General features: G+C 56.7%; 13 protein-coding genes. 5 read left to right on the top strand and 8 right to left on the bottom strand.

Annotated elements, in window-relative coordinates; translation table 11 throughout:
* Positions 1 to 21: 21 nt before the first annotated feature.
* Genes HRF49_04070 through HRF49_04045 form a run of 6 tightly spaced genes read right to left on the bottom strand, consistent with a single transcriptional unit; the run spans position 22 to position 6,638 of the window.
* A complete protein-coding gene (locus HRF49_04070; protein ID MEP0813828.1) occupies positions 22 to 1,827 on the bottom strand; it encodes a 4Fe-4S binding protein in 1,806 nt (601 codons plus the stop codon).
* A gap of 2 nt (positions 1,828 to 1,829) precedes the next feature.
* Positions 1,830 to 3,674, bottom strand: a complete 1,845-nt coding sequence (locus tag HRF49_04065) for a 4Fe-4S binding protein (GenBank protein MEP0813827.1) — start codon at positions 3,672 to 3,674, stop codon at positions 1,830 to 1,832.
* The gene (locus HRF49_04060; GenBank protein MEP0813826.1) at positions 3,661 to 4,176 is read right to left on the bottom strand and encodes an NAD(P)H-dependent oxidoreductase subunit E; all 516 of its coding nucleotides are present in this window, start codon (positions 4,174 to 4,176) and stop codon (positions 3,661 to 3,663) included. Before HRF49_04060 ends, HRF49_04065 begins: the two co-directional genes overlap by 14 nt.
* Positions 4,169 to 5,095, bottom strand: a complete 927-nt coding sequence (locus HRF49_04055; protein ID MEP0813825.1) for an FAD-dependent oxidoreductase — start codon at positions 5,093 to 5,095, stop codon at positions 4,169 to 4,171. The genes HRF49_04060 and HRF49_04055 overlap by 8 nt, the downstream gene beginning before the upstream one ends.
* Positions 5,092 to 6,027 carry a CoB--CoM heterodisulfide reductase iron-sulfur subunit B family protein gene (locus tag HRF49_04050; protein MEP0813824.1) on the bottom strand — a complete coding sequence of 312 codons (936 nt, stop codon included), beginning with the start codon at positions 6,025 to 6,027 and terminating at the stop codon, positions 5,092 to 5,094. The genes HRF49_04055 and HRF49_04050 overlap by 4 nt, the downstream gene beginning before the upstream one ends.
* On the bottom strand, positions 6,027 to 6,638 hold the full coding sequence (locus HRF49_04045) for a 4Fe-4S dicluster domain-containing protein (protein MEP0813823.1): 612 nt from the start codon (positions 6,636 to 6,638) through the stop codon (positions 6,027 to 6,029). Before HRF49_04045 ends, HRF49_04050 begins: the two co-directional genes overlap by 1 nt.
* Before the next feature lie 423 nt (positions 6,639 to 7,061).
* Here HRF49_04045 and HRF49_04040 point away from each other — a divergent pair, with 423 nt between their 5' ends.
* The 3 genes from HRF49_04040 (at position 7,062) to HRF49_04030 (ending at position 10,009) form a co-directional block, all read left to right on the top strand.
* Positions 7,062 to 8,309, top strand: coding sequence for a hypothetical protein (locus tag HRF49_04040; GenBank protein ID MEP0813822.1), 1,248 nt, complete (start codon positions 7,062 to 7,064; stop codon positions 8,307 to 8,309).
* Positions 8,310 to 8,375: 66 nt separating this feature from the next.
* Positions 8,376 to 9,299: a hypothetical protein gene (locus HRF49_04035; GenBank protein ID MEP0813821.1), complete on the top strand. Its 924-nt coding sequence runs from the start codon at positions 8,376 to 8,378 to the stop codon at positions 9,297 to 9,299.
* 80 nt (positions 9,300 to 9,379) lie between these two features.
* Positions 9,380 to 10,009, top strand: coding sequence for a TlpA family protein disulfide reductase (locus tag HRF49_04030; GenBank protein MEP0813820.1), 630 nt, complete (start codon positions 9,380 to 9,382; stop codon positions 10,007 to 10,009).
* A 21-nt stretch (positions 10,010 to 10,030) separates the two neighbouring features.
* Here the strand turns inward: HRF49_04030 and alr are convergent, their stop codons facing one another.
* Positions 10,031 to 11,155: an alanine racemase gene (gene alr / locus HRF49_04025; GenBank protein MEP0813819.1), complete on the bottom strand. Its 1,125-nt coding sequence runs from the start codon at positions 11,153 to 11,155 to the stop codon at positions 10,031 to 10,033.
* Complete coding sequence (locus tag HRF49_04020; GenBank protein ID MEP0813818.1) at positions 11,152 to 13,011, bottom strand: NAD(P)H-hydrate dehydratase; 1,860 nt, start codon at positions 13,009 to 13,011, stop codon at positions 11,152 to 11,154. Before HRF49_04020 ends, alr begins: the two co-directional genes overlap by 4 nt.
* A gap of 38 nt (positions 13,012 to 13,049) precedes the next feature.
* Between HRF49_04020 and HRF49_04015 the strand changes: the two genes are divergently transcribed.
* Both HRF49_04015 and HRF49_04010 read left to right on the top strand, forming a co-directional pair.
* Entirely contained in the window at positions 13,050 to 13,892 is an 843-nt protein-coding gene (locus HRF49_04015; protein ID MEP0813817.1) for a hypothetical protein, read from the top strand.
* Between the two features lie 6 nt (positions 13,893 to 13,898).
* Positions 13,899 to 15,293, top strand: coding sequence for a dihydroorotase (locus tag HRF49_04010; GenBank protein MEP0813816.1), 1,395 nt, complete (start codon positions 13,899 to 13,901; stop codon positions 15,291 to 15,293).
* Positions 15,294 to 15,431 lie beyond the last annotated feature (138 nt).

The following is a 15,431-nucleotide window of genomic DNA, read 5'->3' as shown; positions in this document are numbered from 1 at the left end:
CATTTTTCATATCTCCTTTCGCTACACGGCCACTTCGGCAAGCACGGCGTCGATTTCGGCCATTATCTGTTCGCGGTCGAATCCCCACTGCTTGATCGCGCCGCTCGGGCAGGCGGCGACGCACGTTCCGCATCCCTTGCAAAGAGCGTCATTGATGACCGCTTTTTCTTTTTGCTCGTCACGGCGGATCGCATCGTATGGACATACGCTCAAGCAGGTTTGGCATCCCGTGCAAAGTTCTTCCATCACTTCCGCGGTCGTCGGTTCGAGCGTCACTTGGCCTTGAGAAATGACCTGAAGCACCGCCGCGGCCGCCGCGTTCGCCTGCGCGACGGTGTCGGGGATGTCCTTCGGCCCCTGCGCGCATCCGGCGATATAGATTCCGTCCGTCGCGGTCGAGACCGGCGCGAGCTTGGGATGACGCTCCAGATAGAACCCGTCAGGGCTGCGCGAAATTCTAAGCGTTTGCTTCAAAACATCCACGCCGACCGCGGGCTCCAGGCCGATGGACAAAATTACGATATCCACCGGGATTTTGCGCACGATTCCAAGGAGCGTGTCCTCGACGCGCACCATTACCTTTCCGGGCGGCAGGCCGTCCGGAGAATAATCGGTTACTTCCACGGCCTTGCCGCGGATAAAGTGAACATCCTCGTGAAGCAGCCGGTTGTAGAATTCTTCGTATCCCTTTCCGAAGCAGCGCATGTCGATGTAGCACTGGTAAACCTCGGCGCCGGTCTTTTCGCGAATCAGATGCGCGAACTTGAGCGACTGCATGCAGCAGATGCGGCTGCAATACTCGTTGTAATGCTTGTCGCGGCTTCCGATGCAGTGCAAAATCGCAACGGATTCCGGATTTCGTCCGTCCGGCGTGAGAATCCTTCCTCCCGTCGAGCCGCCCGCGTTGGAAACGCGCTCGAATTCGAGCGACGTCATTACTTGGGGAAGCTTCCCGTAGCCGAACTGGTACATCTGCTTCGGGTCGAATCCCTTGAATCCGGACGCGACCACGATGTTGCCCACTTCCACTTCTTCGATGGTGTCCTGCATGTCGTAGTGGATGCAATCCGTCGGGCATACTTCGCTGCATACGCCGCAACCGTCGGTCTGAAAGTGAATACAGCTTGCCGTGTCTATCCAGGGCGAGGCGGGCACGGCTTGCATGAAATCGATGTGTATCGGATTGTTCGGGCCGAGCGTGACTTCGGGATACAGGATTTCTATGCCATCCGTCTGCTCCAGTTTCATGTGGTTCGTCGGGCATACATGCACGCAGGCGCCGCAAGCGATGCAATTGTCCGCGTAGTCGTCGTAAGGCGTCGTCACGTAGCGCTCCGGGCCGCGTTGCGCGAAGCAGAGTGCGTGAGCTTGTACGAGATCGTTGCAAACGCGTACGCACAGCCCGCAAAGGATGCATTCCTCCGACGGCTGCAACTTGAACCGCGTTTTTGTTACTCCATATTCCTTCGCGAGCTTCTTTATGACCTCCACTTCGCTGTGCCGCGCCAGCATCATTTCGATCAGCAACTTGCGGTGCTGGATAATTTTCTCGTTGCGCGTTTCGACCACAATTCCTTCCTGGACCGGGAAATTGCACGCGGTCACGATGCGCTGGCGGCCGTTGCGCGTGACTTGCACCACGCACATCCTGCACACGCTGTACGGTTCGATGTGTTCGTAATAGCAAAGCGTCGGGATGTCTATCCCGTTCGCGCGGGCGGCCTTCAAAAGGAAGCTGCGCTCCGGCGCGGTCACCTCCTTCCCGTCAATCCTGAAAGTGACCAGTTTTTCTTCTTTGCCGTTCTTGTTGTTTGGAGTGTCGTTCATCGTTATCTCCTCACGATCGCTTCGCTGGGGCAGGATTCAAGACACGCACCGCACTTCTCGCAAAGTTTGGTGTCGATAACGTGCACTTCATCCTTCTTTCCCGTGATCGCCTTTGTGGGACAAAGCTTAGCGCAAACGTCGCACCCATTGCACAATTCCGGGATGATCAGGTACTGGATCAGCTCCTTACAGATACCAGCAGGGCATTTTTTGTCCTGTATGTGGGCAATATACTCGTCCTTGAAATAGGTCAGCGACGAGAGAACGGGGTTTGGTGCGCTGCTTCCGAGGCCGCACAGCGAAGTGTCGGCCACGGTATGCGCCATTTCCTCAAGCGTGTCGATATCTTCCATCTTTCCTTCGCCGCGCTCGATCCGCTCCAGAATATCCATCATGTATCGGATGCCCTCGCGGCACGGGATGCACTTTCCGCAGCTTTCGTCCTTAAGGAAGTTAAGGAAAAACCGCGCGATGTTCACTACGCAGCTGTTTTCGTCGATGACGATCATTCCGCCGGAACCCATCATCGAGCCGGCATCCCACAGCTTGTCGAAATCCACGGGCAGGTCGAGCATTCCTTCCGGCAGCAGGCCGCCGGATGGCCCGCCCGTCTGCACCGCCTTGAAAGCCTTGTTTTTCTGGATTCCGCCGCCGATTCCGTAAATGATTTCCCGAAGCGTGATTCCCATCGGCACTTCGATCAGCCCGGTGTTGTTGACCTTGCCGACAAGCGAAAACACCTTTGTTCCCGGGCTGCCTTTCGTACCGAGTTTCGTAAACCAATCGGCGCCGTTGTTGATTATGTGCGGCACCGTCGCGTATGTTTCGACGTTGTTCAAATTGGATGGAAGGTTGTACAGCCCGTGCTCAACGGTGTGTATGTACTTCGCCCGCGGCTCGCCGACACGGCCCTCAAGACTGGCCATAAGCGCAGTTGATTCACCGCATACGAACGCTCCGCCCCCACGGTTGATTCCGACTTCGAACGAAAGGTCGGTGCCGAGGATGTTGTTTCCAAGAAGTCCGTACTTTCCCGCCTGCGCCAAAGCATTGGCGAATGTGCGAACTGCCTTCGGGTATTCGTGCCGGACGTAAATGAATCCGTCCCTGCTGCCGATCGCGTACGCCGCGATCAGCATCCCTTCAAGGACGCTGTGGGGATTGCCTTCCAATATCGAGCGGTCCATGAACGCACCAGGATCGCCTTCGTCCGCGTTGCAGATTACAAAACGCTTTTCGCCCTTGGCGTTTGCGCACGTTTCCCACTTGCGTCCGGTGGGGAAACCGCCGCCGCCGCGTCCGCGCAGCCCGCTCGTTTTGATTTCCTCGATTACTTCTTTGGGTGCCATTCCTGAAAGAACTTTTGCGAGCGCGGAGTATCCGCCCTGCGCGATGTAATCGTCTATCTCCATCGGGTCGACGAGACCGTTCAAACCGAACACGATCCGCATCTGGTCTTTGTAAAACGGTACATCGTGCTCGTCGGGAAGCGGCTTGCCGTTTTCGTCGGTGTAGCAAAGTCTGTCTACTACGCCGCTGCCGACGATTGAGGTTTCGATGATTTCCGCGCAGTCGCGTGGGCGAACTTTGAAGTAAATCGTGTTCGCCGGTCGGATGATCACTATCGGCCCGCGCTCGCAAAATCCGTGGCAGCCGGTTAGCTTGACCGGGATGCTCAGATTGCGCGCGTTCAATTCCTGCACGAACTTGATGTGTACATCCTTGCATCCGCAGGCCTCGCAGCCGGTTCCCGCGCATAGCGAGATTACCTTGTGCTGCTTCTTTTGCCGCTCGATTACCTGCGCCCGATGGATTTCGAGTTCCGCGATCGAGTTAAGCCGTGGCATCCTGGGCCTCCTCCGCGCTTTGCTTGCGTAGCCTCTTGATTATTCCGCCCGCCTTCGCTTGGGTCATGTTTCCCTTCATCTCGCCGTCGACGACGAGAATGGGTCCCAGCGCGCACGCTCCGACGCAATTGACGGTTTCGAGCGTGATCAAGCCGTCCGGCGTGGTTTCGCGGTTTCTGATTCCGAAGTCGCGCTCCAGCGCATCAAGGATGAACGGAGCTTCCCTTACATGGCAGGCGGTTCCCATGCACAAGTACAAGATGTGCTTGCCGCGCGGTTTCAGGCTGAATGCCTTGTAAAACGTCGCAATGTGGAAAAGCTCGGTCATCGGTATTTCCCATTTGCGGGCGACGTACGAAAGCGCTTCGCGGGGCAGCCAGTTGTACTTGTCCTGAATATCCTGAAGAACCATAATCACTTCGGACTGGTCGCCTTCGTAACCGCGCAACAATTCCTCTAGTTCGTCCTTGACCGTTGCGGGATTGTAAGTCGCTCTAGCCATCCTTTCCGCCTCCTGCCGCAATCGGAGTGACGGGCATGTGCCCGACTCTTTCTTTAATCACGCGGTCGCCGATTTTTATCCTGCGCGAGGTCGGCGCGATGCTTGCCGGGCAATTCTGCCAGCAGCTTCCGCAGTTGATGCACGCGTCCACGTCCACCATTCGCGGCTTCTTGCGTATCTTCACCTTGAAGTTGCCCACATAGCCGGATACTTCCTCGACCTCGCTGAAAGTAAACAAAGTCACATTTTTGTTTTTCGCGGTTGAAACCATTTTTGGCGTTAGAATGCAGGCCGAGCAGTCGAGTGTTGGAAACGTTTTGTCAAACTGGGCCATTTTGCCGCCGATGCTTGCCTCCCGCTCGACAAGATAAACTGGGTGTCCGGCCTTGCCTAGCGCGAGCGCAGCTTCGATTCCTGCGATTCCTCCGCCGACGATCAGCGTTGCGGGATTGACCGGAACGGTCTTGATTTCAAGCGGCGTGTGGTGAATCACCCTTGCGACCGCCGCTCGCACGAGCTTCATCGCTTTTTGCGTGGCCAGCTGGCGGTCTTCGTGCACCCAGGAGCATTGCTCGCGAATGTTCGCCATTTGGAACAGAAACTGGTTCAGCCCCGCATCCGCCACCGTGCCTCTGAACGTGGATTCATGCATCAGCGGCGAGCAGGAGCTGACTACCACGCGATCAAGCTTGTGCTCTTCGATATCCTGCTGGATCATGCTTTGGCCGGGATCGCTGCACATGTACTTGTGCTCTTTCGCCACGACGACGCCGGGCAAAGTGGCGGCGTAAGCGACGACCTTCGCTACGTCCACCGTTCCCGCGATGTTCGTTCCGCAATGACAGACGAAAACGCCAACGCGGGGAAGAGCCTTTCCATTTCCCTTCCTTCCGTTTCCCTTGTACTTTTCGTCGCTCATGCGCTTGCTCCCGCCGCGGCCTCGGCCGCGTATTTTTCGACGAAGGCGCTGGTGTCCACAAGCTCCCTCCCTATGTCGAGCTGCTTCGCGGACAGCCCCAGCGCGAGCCCCAGCACCTGCGTGAAGTAGATGATCGGTATTGCGTATTTTTCACCGAACTTTCTTTCGACCGCGCCGGTGTAGCAGTCCAGGTTGACGTGGCAGAGCGGGCAAAAGCAGACTATGCACTCCGCTCCTTCGTCCTTGGCGCATTTAAGCAAATCTCGAACGAGCGGAATGGCAGCTTCGGAAGAAGTGATCATCTGCATGCCGCCGCAGCACCTGGCGCGAAGCGGAAATCTCAGCACGTCCGCGCCCAGCGCGGAGAGTATCGGATCGAAGCTGGACGGGTTTTCGGGATCATCGAAAGTACCGTGAGGGCGCGATATCTGGCATCCGTAGTACGGAGCGACCTTCATTCCTGACAGCCCGCGCTTTGCACGCTTCTTGACTTCTTCGACGCCGAAGTCGTTGACGATCACGTCAAGCAGGTGCCGCACTTCCAAGCTGCCGTCGTATTTGAGGTCCGCTGCGGCAAGCGCATCCTTGATCCTCGCCCGAAGCGTCGCGTCCTCGCGGAAATAACGGTTCGTCTTGCCCAGCGTTGTGAAGCAAGCGCTGCAAACCGTGACAAGCTGGTCCGCGCCGGACATTTCGGCCAAGGCAAGGTTCCTGGACGAAACGGCGAAGGCGCGGAGCTCGCGGATTGACATATAGCTTGTCGCGCCGCAACAATTCCAGTCATCCAGCTCCTTCAGGCTGCTGCCAAGTGCTTTCATTACGGCACGCGCCGACGTGTCGTACATCAGGCCGGTGTGTTCAAGCGAGCAACCGGGATAATAAAGGTATTCGCTTCGCGGAAACCGGATTTTGCCATTCCCTTTATCGCGCATCACGCATCTCCTTCCGCCTCGTAAGAAAGGACGTGGGCGAGAATTTTCTGGATTTGAGCCGTTCCCTTGATCTTTTTCGGCGCCAGTCCAAGCCTGCCCTTCCAGTACAAGTCCTTCGCCATCGAAACGTTATCCAACGCCTTAAGCAATCCAACCCGGAAGTAATATTTCTGCATCAAAAGCGTTTCCGGATTGCGGCCGTAAAGGTCCACTAGCTCTGCAAACGTCCGGGACAAGATCGGCGCCCCGGAGTCCTTGGGGTACAGCCCGTACATTATTCCCAGCCGCTTCAGCTCGTACATCACGTCGGTGAACTTGATCTTCTGCGGGCAACGCACCGTGCAGTAATAACAGCTGGTGCAGTACCAGACGGTGTTCGTGCGAAGCACCCTGTCGAGCATCCCCGCGCGCAACGCGGCAATGATCTCCCTGGGAGAAAACTCCATGCTTCCGGCGGTCGGACATGAACCCGAGCAGGTGCCGCACTGGATGCATAGCTTGATTCGCTCGCCGTCAGGCAGCCTGTAAATGTGTTCAAGGAATTCCCTTGAAAGACGCTTTTGATCTTCGGTTGAAAGCCTCCGATCGTCAGCCAACTCACTACGCTTCATTTTTGCCTCCGGAACAACCTTTGGAAGGACCGAATCGATGCTTATTTGTGAATTGAATCACATATGCGCATCCTATATTTAGGTATTCATATATTGGATATCCGAAATGCGCATTTGAAAACGCTCTCTCCTTTTGCAGAATGGCCGAAAGCTCAATCTGTAAAGTCGGGCGAATCATCGGTTCGGGAAACCGCAGGTGGTTCAATTAAGATGTTAGTTCTACAGGAAGTTGAATTCAACTCAAGATTGTTTGTGAAATTGATTACTTGGCTTGTGCAATCGTATAACAGCAACGATATTTCATGCCGCTACGCGATTTTCCATGCCGCTGGACGAAAATGCTGAGCAAAGATTCGTTTTGTAACCACAGCGGCGCCAATATACGGATTCTGCTATAATTCAATTTCGGGGTTCGGAGGAGCCATGAATCGCAGATTTCTTTTCTTGGTGGTTGGTATAGCTGCCGCAATCGCATTTTGCGGGCAGTTTGCCCGTGCAGCGCACGCCGAGAACGTCAACGTCGCCATCACGGAGTTCGCGGGCTCGGACCAGGAAGCAGGTCGGATGGTGTCGCAGATAATCCAGGGTGCGCTTGCCAGCGTTCCCGGAGTAACAGTGGTTGACCGGCAGCATTTGGGCGATGTGCTTAAAGAGCAACGTCTGAACATCAGCGGATTCGTGGATATGAATTCGCTGTCCGGCAGCGAATTGGGTTCGCTCTGCCAGGTGGGGCAGTTGGTGGGCGCGACCCATATCGTGACGGGGAGTTTCAGCAGGGATTCAAACGTATTTGTTCTGACGATCAATCTCGTCAGCGTGACGACAGGTTCAATCGAGGATACCGCGACCGCGACCGCTCCCAGCGACGAGTATTTCGCCGGCATACTGTCCGCCAGCAACCGGTTCGCCGGCAGGATTGCGGGCAAAAGCCTCTCGCCCGACGCATTGTTCGGAAAGCTTGAACTCGTCATGAATGTGGAGTGGACGGGCGGCGAACTTTTATCGGATCCGCGTGCGGATTTAAAGTCACGAATTGAACAGGCTACAGGATTGCCGGTAGCGAGCCGCGATATTTCGGGCCAGCAGATGGCCGGATCGATCTCCCAGGTATTCAAGGACGATTTGGCGATAGAAAGCGGGATAAAGAGTTATTCATCCGGCATGAACAATCCCCTTTTGCTGGTGAATTTTCAGCCGATTAAAGGTCCGGAGTCTGGCGGTTGGATTGCATATAAGGCCAGAATGTACTGGGCAGCGTATTTCCCGATGCTTGGCGGCGCAGTTGTGCATGGAGTGACCGAAACCGGCGATTTCGGGAAGGGCTATTCGGATGCTCAAGCAATAAGCCAAGCCGTGGCCAAAACGTACGACCTGTTTGTGTCGAAGGATTTGTACAAAATCGTCGGCGATTTCGGCTCGGCCGGCACGCGAGTGGTGACTGTTAAGATTTCCGGAACAAGCAAGCAAGATCATTTGTCAATCAAGGGCGCGCTTTCCAAGGCTCTCGGCATTTCAGCATTCAAAGCGGATTATTTCTCGGCGAACGTAAGCACGTTTGCATTCGAATATTCGGGTTCGATGCAGGATGTCAAGAACGCCTTGCTGGGCACGCAGAAGCTTGAGTTCATCTCGATGGACAACCAATCCATCAATATGCGCAGGGTGGTCTGACCTTGGAGTTTTGGCGGCGCCGTGCATTTCTGCGGCTCTTGGTTTTTCAACTGTGGAGGTAAGGGTATGAAGCGAGTTGTTTTCATCATTACGTTTGCGGCTATGGTCCTCACCGCGTATGCGTTTTGCGGCTGGACCAAAGAAGGTGACGAAGGCAAGAAGGTCATATTTGTTGCCAAGTTCGAGGATGCATCCGGCGAGACCGGCCGTTCGTGGTGGTACAACGCGGGCATCCAGGACGTGGGAGAGGTTTTCCGCAGTTACATTAAAAACAGGTTGCTTAAAACCGGTCAGTTCCGCGTGTTTGATTTCGAGAAAACGGCGGAAGAAACCGAAAGGTTGAACCAGATCGCAGCGCAGGTCAATCCGGGTGCTGCGCTTGACCAAAGCGGGCTGCAGATACAAAAGTACGTGATCGAGGGGACGATAGCCAACGTGGCGGTCATATCCAAGGGCGGCGGCGGACTGTCCGCGGCCCTCGGAGTTGGCAAGGGCACGGATATCGTCAGCGTCCAGGTTCTGGTCAACATGCGCGATCAAGAGACGGGCGAGACAATTTTCTCCGAGCAGGTCAACGGCGAGAAAAAGCGCGAGACATGGATTGTCGCCACCGAGGAGGGCGCGAGCGCGACGGGAAGCCAGGGCGAGCGCGCGGGCGACGTCGGATTTGCGCTAGAAGACGCTGCCAACGCGATAGTGGACATCGTCATCGAGAAGTTTCCGATAGAAGGCACAATACTCAAAGTAGAGGCCAACGGGAAAGAGGCTTACGTTGACTTGGGAAGCGCGCAGGGGCTTAAAGTCGGAGACATTTTGGTAATGGGCGAATATTTGGAGACCGATCTCGGCGTGAAAGTGATTTACGAGTGGAAGGAAACCGGCTCTTGCGTCGTATCCAAAGTGATAGACGAAACGACATGCAAGGTTTCGATAAAGAAAGGTACACTAAGGGAAGGCGCAACCGTCCGGGTGGCCAAGAAGAAATCCTGACCGAACGTTTGTTAAACACATTCGTTCTGTATTTGTCCGGAAATTGACCGGCCGGTTCATTCGGCCTAAGGAGGTTTATGGTGAAAGCTTTTTGTATGGTTGCCTTGCTCGTTTTCGCGTTACATTCTCTTACTTCCTGCAATCCTTCGAAGGATGCCGAAGACGAAGGAGCACAAGCCGGAACGACCTCCTCCGCGCCGCCTGCAATACCGGCTGGCGATGACATCAAGTTGCATAAGGATCCGCTTCCGAAGGGTTTTGCCGATTTGAATGTCAGTCACAACAGCGAGGTTGAGGAAACCGTTTACGCGTTCGATTTTGAAGCGATAGACGTGAACGGAAAACCGGTGAATCTTGCGGACTATCGAGGAAAATGGGTCTACGTGGATTTCTGGGCCACTTGGTGCGGGCCCTGCATCGGCGAATTACCCAACGTTCTGGAGATGCACAAGGAAATACCGGAACTAAACATCATCGGAATCAGCTGGGACAGCCCCGGCAGCGCTGAAATGGTAAAGCGATTCGCCCAGAACAACGGCATAGACTACACGCTGATAATAGACCATGACCAGGCCCAGGGAATTACAGAGATATACGGAGTGGAAGCGATACCTTACACGTTCCTGATTAATCCCGAGGGCCGGATTGTTATGAAAAACCTCCGAGGCGAAGGCTTAATCAAAGCGGTCAAAAAAGCGATGGGGATTTGATTTGGCCGGATTCACAAAGGCCTATTGATAAACCCGCTTGATTCGCCTACCCAAGCCGCAGGTTATTTCGTACACGATCGTACCCGCCCATTGAGCCACCTCGTCGGCGGTTATCTCCTCGCCGCCGTCGCGCCCGATTAAAGTAACTTCCTCGCCCAACGACGGCGGCTCCAAGCCGGTGACGTCCGCCATCAAATAGTCCATCGTGATGGCGCCGATTACCGGACAGCGCGTGCCCTTGTAAAGCAGCTCCGCCCTTCCGGTCATCGAGCGGTGCCATCCGTCGGCGTATCCGATCGGAACCGTTATAACGGTTGTTTCGCGCGGAGCTAGCCAGACATGGCCGTACGAGACGCCCATCCCGCGCGGAATTACGCGGATGTCGTGTATTTGCGCTTTGAGCGACAAAATCGGCGCGATGTCCAATTTCGGCCCGCGGTATCCGGGTGGATACAGCCCGTAGCAAAGGATTCCTGCGCGCACCATGTCGTAATGCATATCGCGAAAGTTCAGCGTACCGCCGCTGTTGGCAAGATGCACGCAAGAAAGCGAGGGAAATTTGTTTTTTACCTTGGCAAGCAGTTCTTCAAACCGGCTTTGTTGAAGTTCGTTGTGCTTGTCCCCCGGAATGCTGGATTCGACCAAGTGGCTCCAAAAGCCTTCCAATTGGAACATGGGCTCCGATGCGATTGCATCAATTGCCCTGTCCAGTTCGTCGGGCTTTATACCGAGCCTGGACATTCCCGTATCCACCTTTAAGTGCAGACGAACCGGCTCCGGAAGCGCCTGTGCGGCGCGCTTGTACCAGTTGATATGTTCCAAATTATGTACCGTAAGGCGGCAGGAATTGGCCGCAGCCAACGGAAGGCGGACGGGACTTATATGCGAAAGTATCAATATCGGATTCGGCGCGCCACCGCTTCTAAGTTCCAGCGCCTCGTCCAACGTCGGCACACCCAGCCAAACTTTGGGGAAGCGCGCGAAAACAGGAATAAGTCCGTTTATTCCATGGCCGTACCCGTTGGCTTTGACTACGGCAAGCAACCTTGTGCTTCCAAGAAAATCCAGGATCGTTCGTATGTTGTGAGCGAACTGCGTAAGATCTATGTACGCGGTCGTCGTAGCGTGCTCGGGATTGAATGTCAAATCGCAGCTCCTTCGTTCTTTTCCGACATTTTCTGCATCTCCGGATTTTTGCGCCTGCGCTCGGCGTATCGTCTGCCTTCCTTCCTGGCTGCATCTATCGCTTTGCGCATTCGTTTTTCATCCTCCCTTTTATAATCGCGAATCAACCGCGCGCCGAGCGAAAAGTCGCTGCCCGCGCGGATTTCCAAAAGCGCGTCCGGAAGAAATTCGATTATGTCGTCGGCGACAAGAGAATCTTCACCGTATCCCAGCGCAGCAAGGTCGCCCGCCATTCCGTGTATGAACTGACCGATCGCGGAAGCCATAAATACCGCCCCCGTAATTTCCTTTGCGGGCGCGTCTTTTGCAGCGACCGCCATCGGGCCGAGCGTCCCCGCGATTATTCCCGTAAGCACGTCGCCGCTTCCCGCGGTGGCCATTCCGGGATTGCCCGTCGGAGAAACGAAAATCGTACCGTCAGGATGGCAGGCGAAGCTTCTTCCGCACTTGAACGCGACCGCGAAGCCGCGCTCGCGCGCGAACGCGCGCACAGCGGTAAATGGATCGGTTTCGATTTCCTCCCGTGTTAAGCCGCTTACGGCCGCGAATTCGCCCGGATGGGGCGTGATCGCAGCTGCGCATACCCTGGAGCACTTTCTTGCATCCGCGAATGCGTAAATTCCGTCCGCGTCGACGACTGCCGGCTTGCCGGATTCGAACACAACGCGCCTGACAAATTCCATCGTGTCCGGTGCGCGGCCCACGCCGCATCCGATTGCTATCACATCTGCCCATTTTGACAGCTTGAGCACGCGCGCCGTGCAATCCGCGGTGAAGAACCCTCCCTTTGATTCTTCAATTTCCTCCATCATAACTTCCGGGCCGGGCTTGATACTTCGCGCGATTTGCGCCGGCACCGCGAGCTTGACCATTCCCGCGCCCGCGCGCAGCGCGCCTTTTGCCGCGAGCGCCGCCGCGCCGGCCATCCCTTTGCCGCCGGCCACCACCAGGATTTTTCCGAATGCCCCTTTGTGCGAGCCGGTTCCGCGTTTCGGAAGAAGTTCCCGCACGTCTTCTATTTCCAGCAGCCAGCTGCGCGCTGCGTTTGCCGAATCGAATGGAAATCCGATATCCAGAACTTCGAGTTCGCCGCACAGCTCGGCGGTGTTCCAATTGAAAAAGCCCTGCTTAAGATGCCCGATTGTGCAGGTAAGCGACGCGGCCACAGCCCCTTGAAGCGAATGTATTTCTCGCGATTCGGTAGCGCTGGGTCTGGAATGGCCGAAAGCGCACGTCGAATCGTCCAAATCCGAGTTACCCATCAGATGGCCCGTCGTGGTGCACAGTCCGCTCGGCGCATCAATCGCGACCACGCACGTATCACCATCTCGTTTGCGCAAATTGATCGCTTCGATCAACATCGCGTACTCCGGTGAAAGCTTGCGAGCAAGGCCGGTTCCGAAAAGCGCGTCGACGATCAATCCTCCGCGCCAGTTTGCGATTTGGATTGCGGCCTTTCTAAGCGCCACACCGGGCTTAGGCTCAATCCTCTTTGCATCAACCCCCAGCCTTCCCGCCAGTGCCCAGAACACATCGCAGGGCGGCTTTGGGTTTTCTCTTGCGAAAAGCCTGCAGATCACCGGCCATCCGGCGCGATGCATGTAGGTCGCGAGCGCGATTCCGTCGCCGCCGTTGTTTCCCGGGCCGCAAACGATCATCGCCGGAGGCATTTCCGGGAATCTGATTTTGATTGCGTCGAAAACGCGCAGAGCCGCGTTGTTCATCAGTTGATCGGCGGGAATACCCAGCACGTTAATCGCGCGCGCATCCACAGCGCGCATCTCTTCCGAGGTCAAAAGCGGCTTCATCGTGGACATTTTAGCATCGCGCGTCCTGCGCTATAATGCCTCGACCGATGAAGCGCCGTTCCATCAAATGGGGAAGCATCCCGGCTGTTCTTGCCGGCCTTGCATCACTTCTGTTGGCGGCCGCGACCGCGGTTTACGCGCAGTCCAAACCCAAAATGGTTCCCGCGGAGTTCAAGCCGCCCAACTGGGAAGACGGCACGGTATGGAACTTCGGCATCTACGACAAGGCTCTAAACCGCATTGGAACCGCCGCCTACAAGGTCGTTTTGGATCCGGAGGCCGGGCCGACGAATTACACGATCCGTTACAACGCCAAAAGCGCGGACATGGCGGAGGCTTCCACCTGCATCGTGGACAAGAAATCCCTTCTCCCGGTAAGGAGCAGCAGAAAGCTTTCGCAGGGAGGCTCGGACTATTTCACGAACGTGAGCTACGGTCCCGGTTTCGTCAAGGTTTCGAAGCGCCGTGACAACGGTGCGATTTCGGAAGAGACGATACCTGCGGACACAAGCGCAAATCTATTCGACTTCGAGCAGCTGCTGCCGATTCTGCCCCAGATCCAGTGGAGCGGCAGGACGAGTGTATATTTTTACATTTTCATCGCGTCTCGCAGAACAACGTCCTGGGTGACGGTTGAGGATCTAGGCCCGGAAACGATTAGTTACAAGGAGCGCATCTGGCGCTGCAGAAAACTTTCCATGAGGAGCGACGTCGGCGACCAGTACGTTTGGATGACGATCTGGAACGGCCGCAGCCGCATTGCCAAATTCGACGGAGGCGGATACCTATTCATCGATCTCGATTTGCCGAGCACAGGCACGCAGGCCGATTTGCAGGGCAAGATGTCGCTTGAAGACGCAATGAGCGCTGCCGGCGCGCCGGTGGGCTGAAAAGATATGACTGCAATCCTGCTGAAGGGCGGCCGGATTCTGGATTTTGCGCGCGGCCTGGACGAAACTGGTGATGTGTTGATTGCGGACGGCGTCATCGTATCCGCGGGAGGGGACGCGCTTCCCATTAAATCCGGACGCGGTAGGTCTTCGGGCGATGTCAAGACTTTCAACTGCGCGGGCTGCATAGTCACTCCCGGATGGGTGGATTTGCACGTGCATCTTCGCGAGCCGGGACAGGAATCGAAAGAAGACATCGAATCGGGCACGCGCGCCGCGGCCGCGGGCGGATTCACGACCGTTTGCTGCATGCCAAACACGAATCCGCCGATCGCGGACAAGTCGGTTGTGAGCTACATTCAGGAGCGCGCGGACGAGGCCGGAAGCTGCCGCGTGATGCCCGTCGCCGCGCTGACCGCGGGCCGCGAAGGGCGCGAGCCCGCCGCGTTTTCCGCGCTCGCCGCGCGCGGCGTGACGCTTTTCAGCGACGACGGAAGCGACGTGGCGGATTCCGGGGTGATGCTTGCCGCGCTGCAGTCGCTGCGCGCGTATCCCGCGACCGCGTGCATCCACGCGGAGGACCGCACTCTTTCCGCGGGCGGAGTGATGCACGACGGCGCGGTCGCGGCGCGGCTGGGCCATCTGGGAATCCCTGCGGTTTCCGAAACCGTCGCCGTCGCGAGGGCGATTTTGCTCGCAAAACACGCGAAAGTGCCGGTGCACATCTGCCACCTTTCCTCGAAGCGGAGCGTGGAAATCGTGGCCTGGGCCAAAAAGCAAGGCTTCCCCGTGACTTGCGAGGTGACGCCCCAGCACCTGTTATTGACCGAAGAAGCGGTCGCGGAGTGGGGAAGCGTCGCCAAGGTAAATCCGCCGCTGCGGAGCGAGCGCGACAGGCGCGCGCTCGTAGCCGCGCTTGCCGACGGAACGATCGACTGCATCGCGACCGACCACGCGCCGCACACGCGCGACGAGAAAGAGCAGGTGATGGAGCTGGCGCCTTTCGGCATCGTCGGGCTCGAAACCTGCGCGGGGCTTTTGTGGAAGCATCTAGTTCAAACGGGCGAGATAAGCGAAGCCAGGTTTTTCGACGCGCTTGCCGCGGCGCCGTACCGGATATTGCGCGCGGACGCGTCGCGCGCGAGCCGGAAAAAGCCGGAGCTCGCGGTTCCGGGACTGACCGCGCGCGGCAAAAAGTTTTGGGATTGCGTAAAAAGCGGATGGGGAACGCTTGCGTACGGCGCACCGGCGGACGTTACCGTTTTCGACCCGCGGCCGAATTGGACGGTCAGGCCGGATAAATTCGAGTCCAAGTGCAAGTTTTCGCCGTTCGCAGGATGGAAGGCGAAGGGCAGGGCGGCGCTGACGATAGTCGCGGGCGAAGTCCGGCACCTGGCCTAGCGCAACCATTTCCGCAAGCGGATTTATTTCAAACAAAGAGCGCGGCGTTCACGCCGCGGGCCGTCCGGCAACTCAACAAAGGCAGCGGCCTTCAGGCCGCAAGTCCATTGAAGTGCCGGCCTTGTGAATATTGTATCA

It is taken from the genome of bacterium (assembly GCA_039961635.1).
In the GTDB taxonomy this organism is placed as follows: domain Bacteria; phylum 4484-113; class 4484-113; order JAGGVC01; family JAGGVC01; genus JABRWB01.
Note: the sequence above shows the minus strand (reverse complement) of the source record. Positions and strands in the feature narration are given on the sequence as shown.

Coding starts and splice junctions, on each gene's coding strand:
- HRF49_04070 (MEP0813828.1), bottom strand. CDS start 1,827: ATGAACGACACTCCAAACAACAAGAACGGCAAAGAAGAAAAACTGGTC.
- HRF49_04065 (MEP0813827.1), bottom strand. CDS start 3,674: ATGCCACGGCTTAACTCGATCGCGGAACTCGAAATCCATCGGGCGCAG.
- HRF49_04060 (MEP0813826.1), bottom strand. CDS start 4,176: ATGGCTAGAGCGACTTACAATCCCGCAACGGTCAAGGACGAACTAGAG.
- HRF49_04055 (MEP0813825.1), bottom strand. CDS start 5,095: ATGAGCGACGAAAAGTACAAGGGAAACGGAAGGAAGGGAAATGGAAAG.
- HRF49_04050 (MEP0813824.1), bottom strand. CDS start 6,027: ATGCGCGATAAAGGGAATGGCAAAATCCGGTTTCCGCGAAGCGAATAC.
- HRF49_04045 (MEP0813823.1), bottom strand. CDS start 6,638: ATGAAGCGTAGTGAGTTGGCTGACGATCGGAGGCTTTCAACCGAAGAT.
- HRF49_04040 (MEP0813822.1), top strand. CDS start 7,062: ATGAATCGCAGATTTCTTTTCTTGGTGGTTGGTATAGCTGCCGCAATC.
- HRF49_04035 (MEP0813821.1), top strand. CDS start 8,376: ATGAAGCGAGTTGTTTTCATCATTACGTTTGCGGCTATGGTCCTCACC.
- HRF49_04020 (MEP0813818.1), bottom strand. CDS start 13,011: ATGTCCACGATGAAGCCGCTTTTGACCTCGGAAGAGATGCGCGCTGTG.
- HRF49_04015 (MEP0813817.1), top strand. CDS start 13,050: ATGAAGCGCCGTTCCATCAAATGGGGAAGCATCCCGGCTGTTCTTGCC.
- HRF49_04010 (MEP0813816.1), top strand. CDS start 13,899: ATGACTGCAATCCTGCTGAAGGGCGGCCGGATTCTGGATTTTGCGCGC.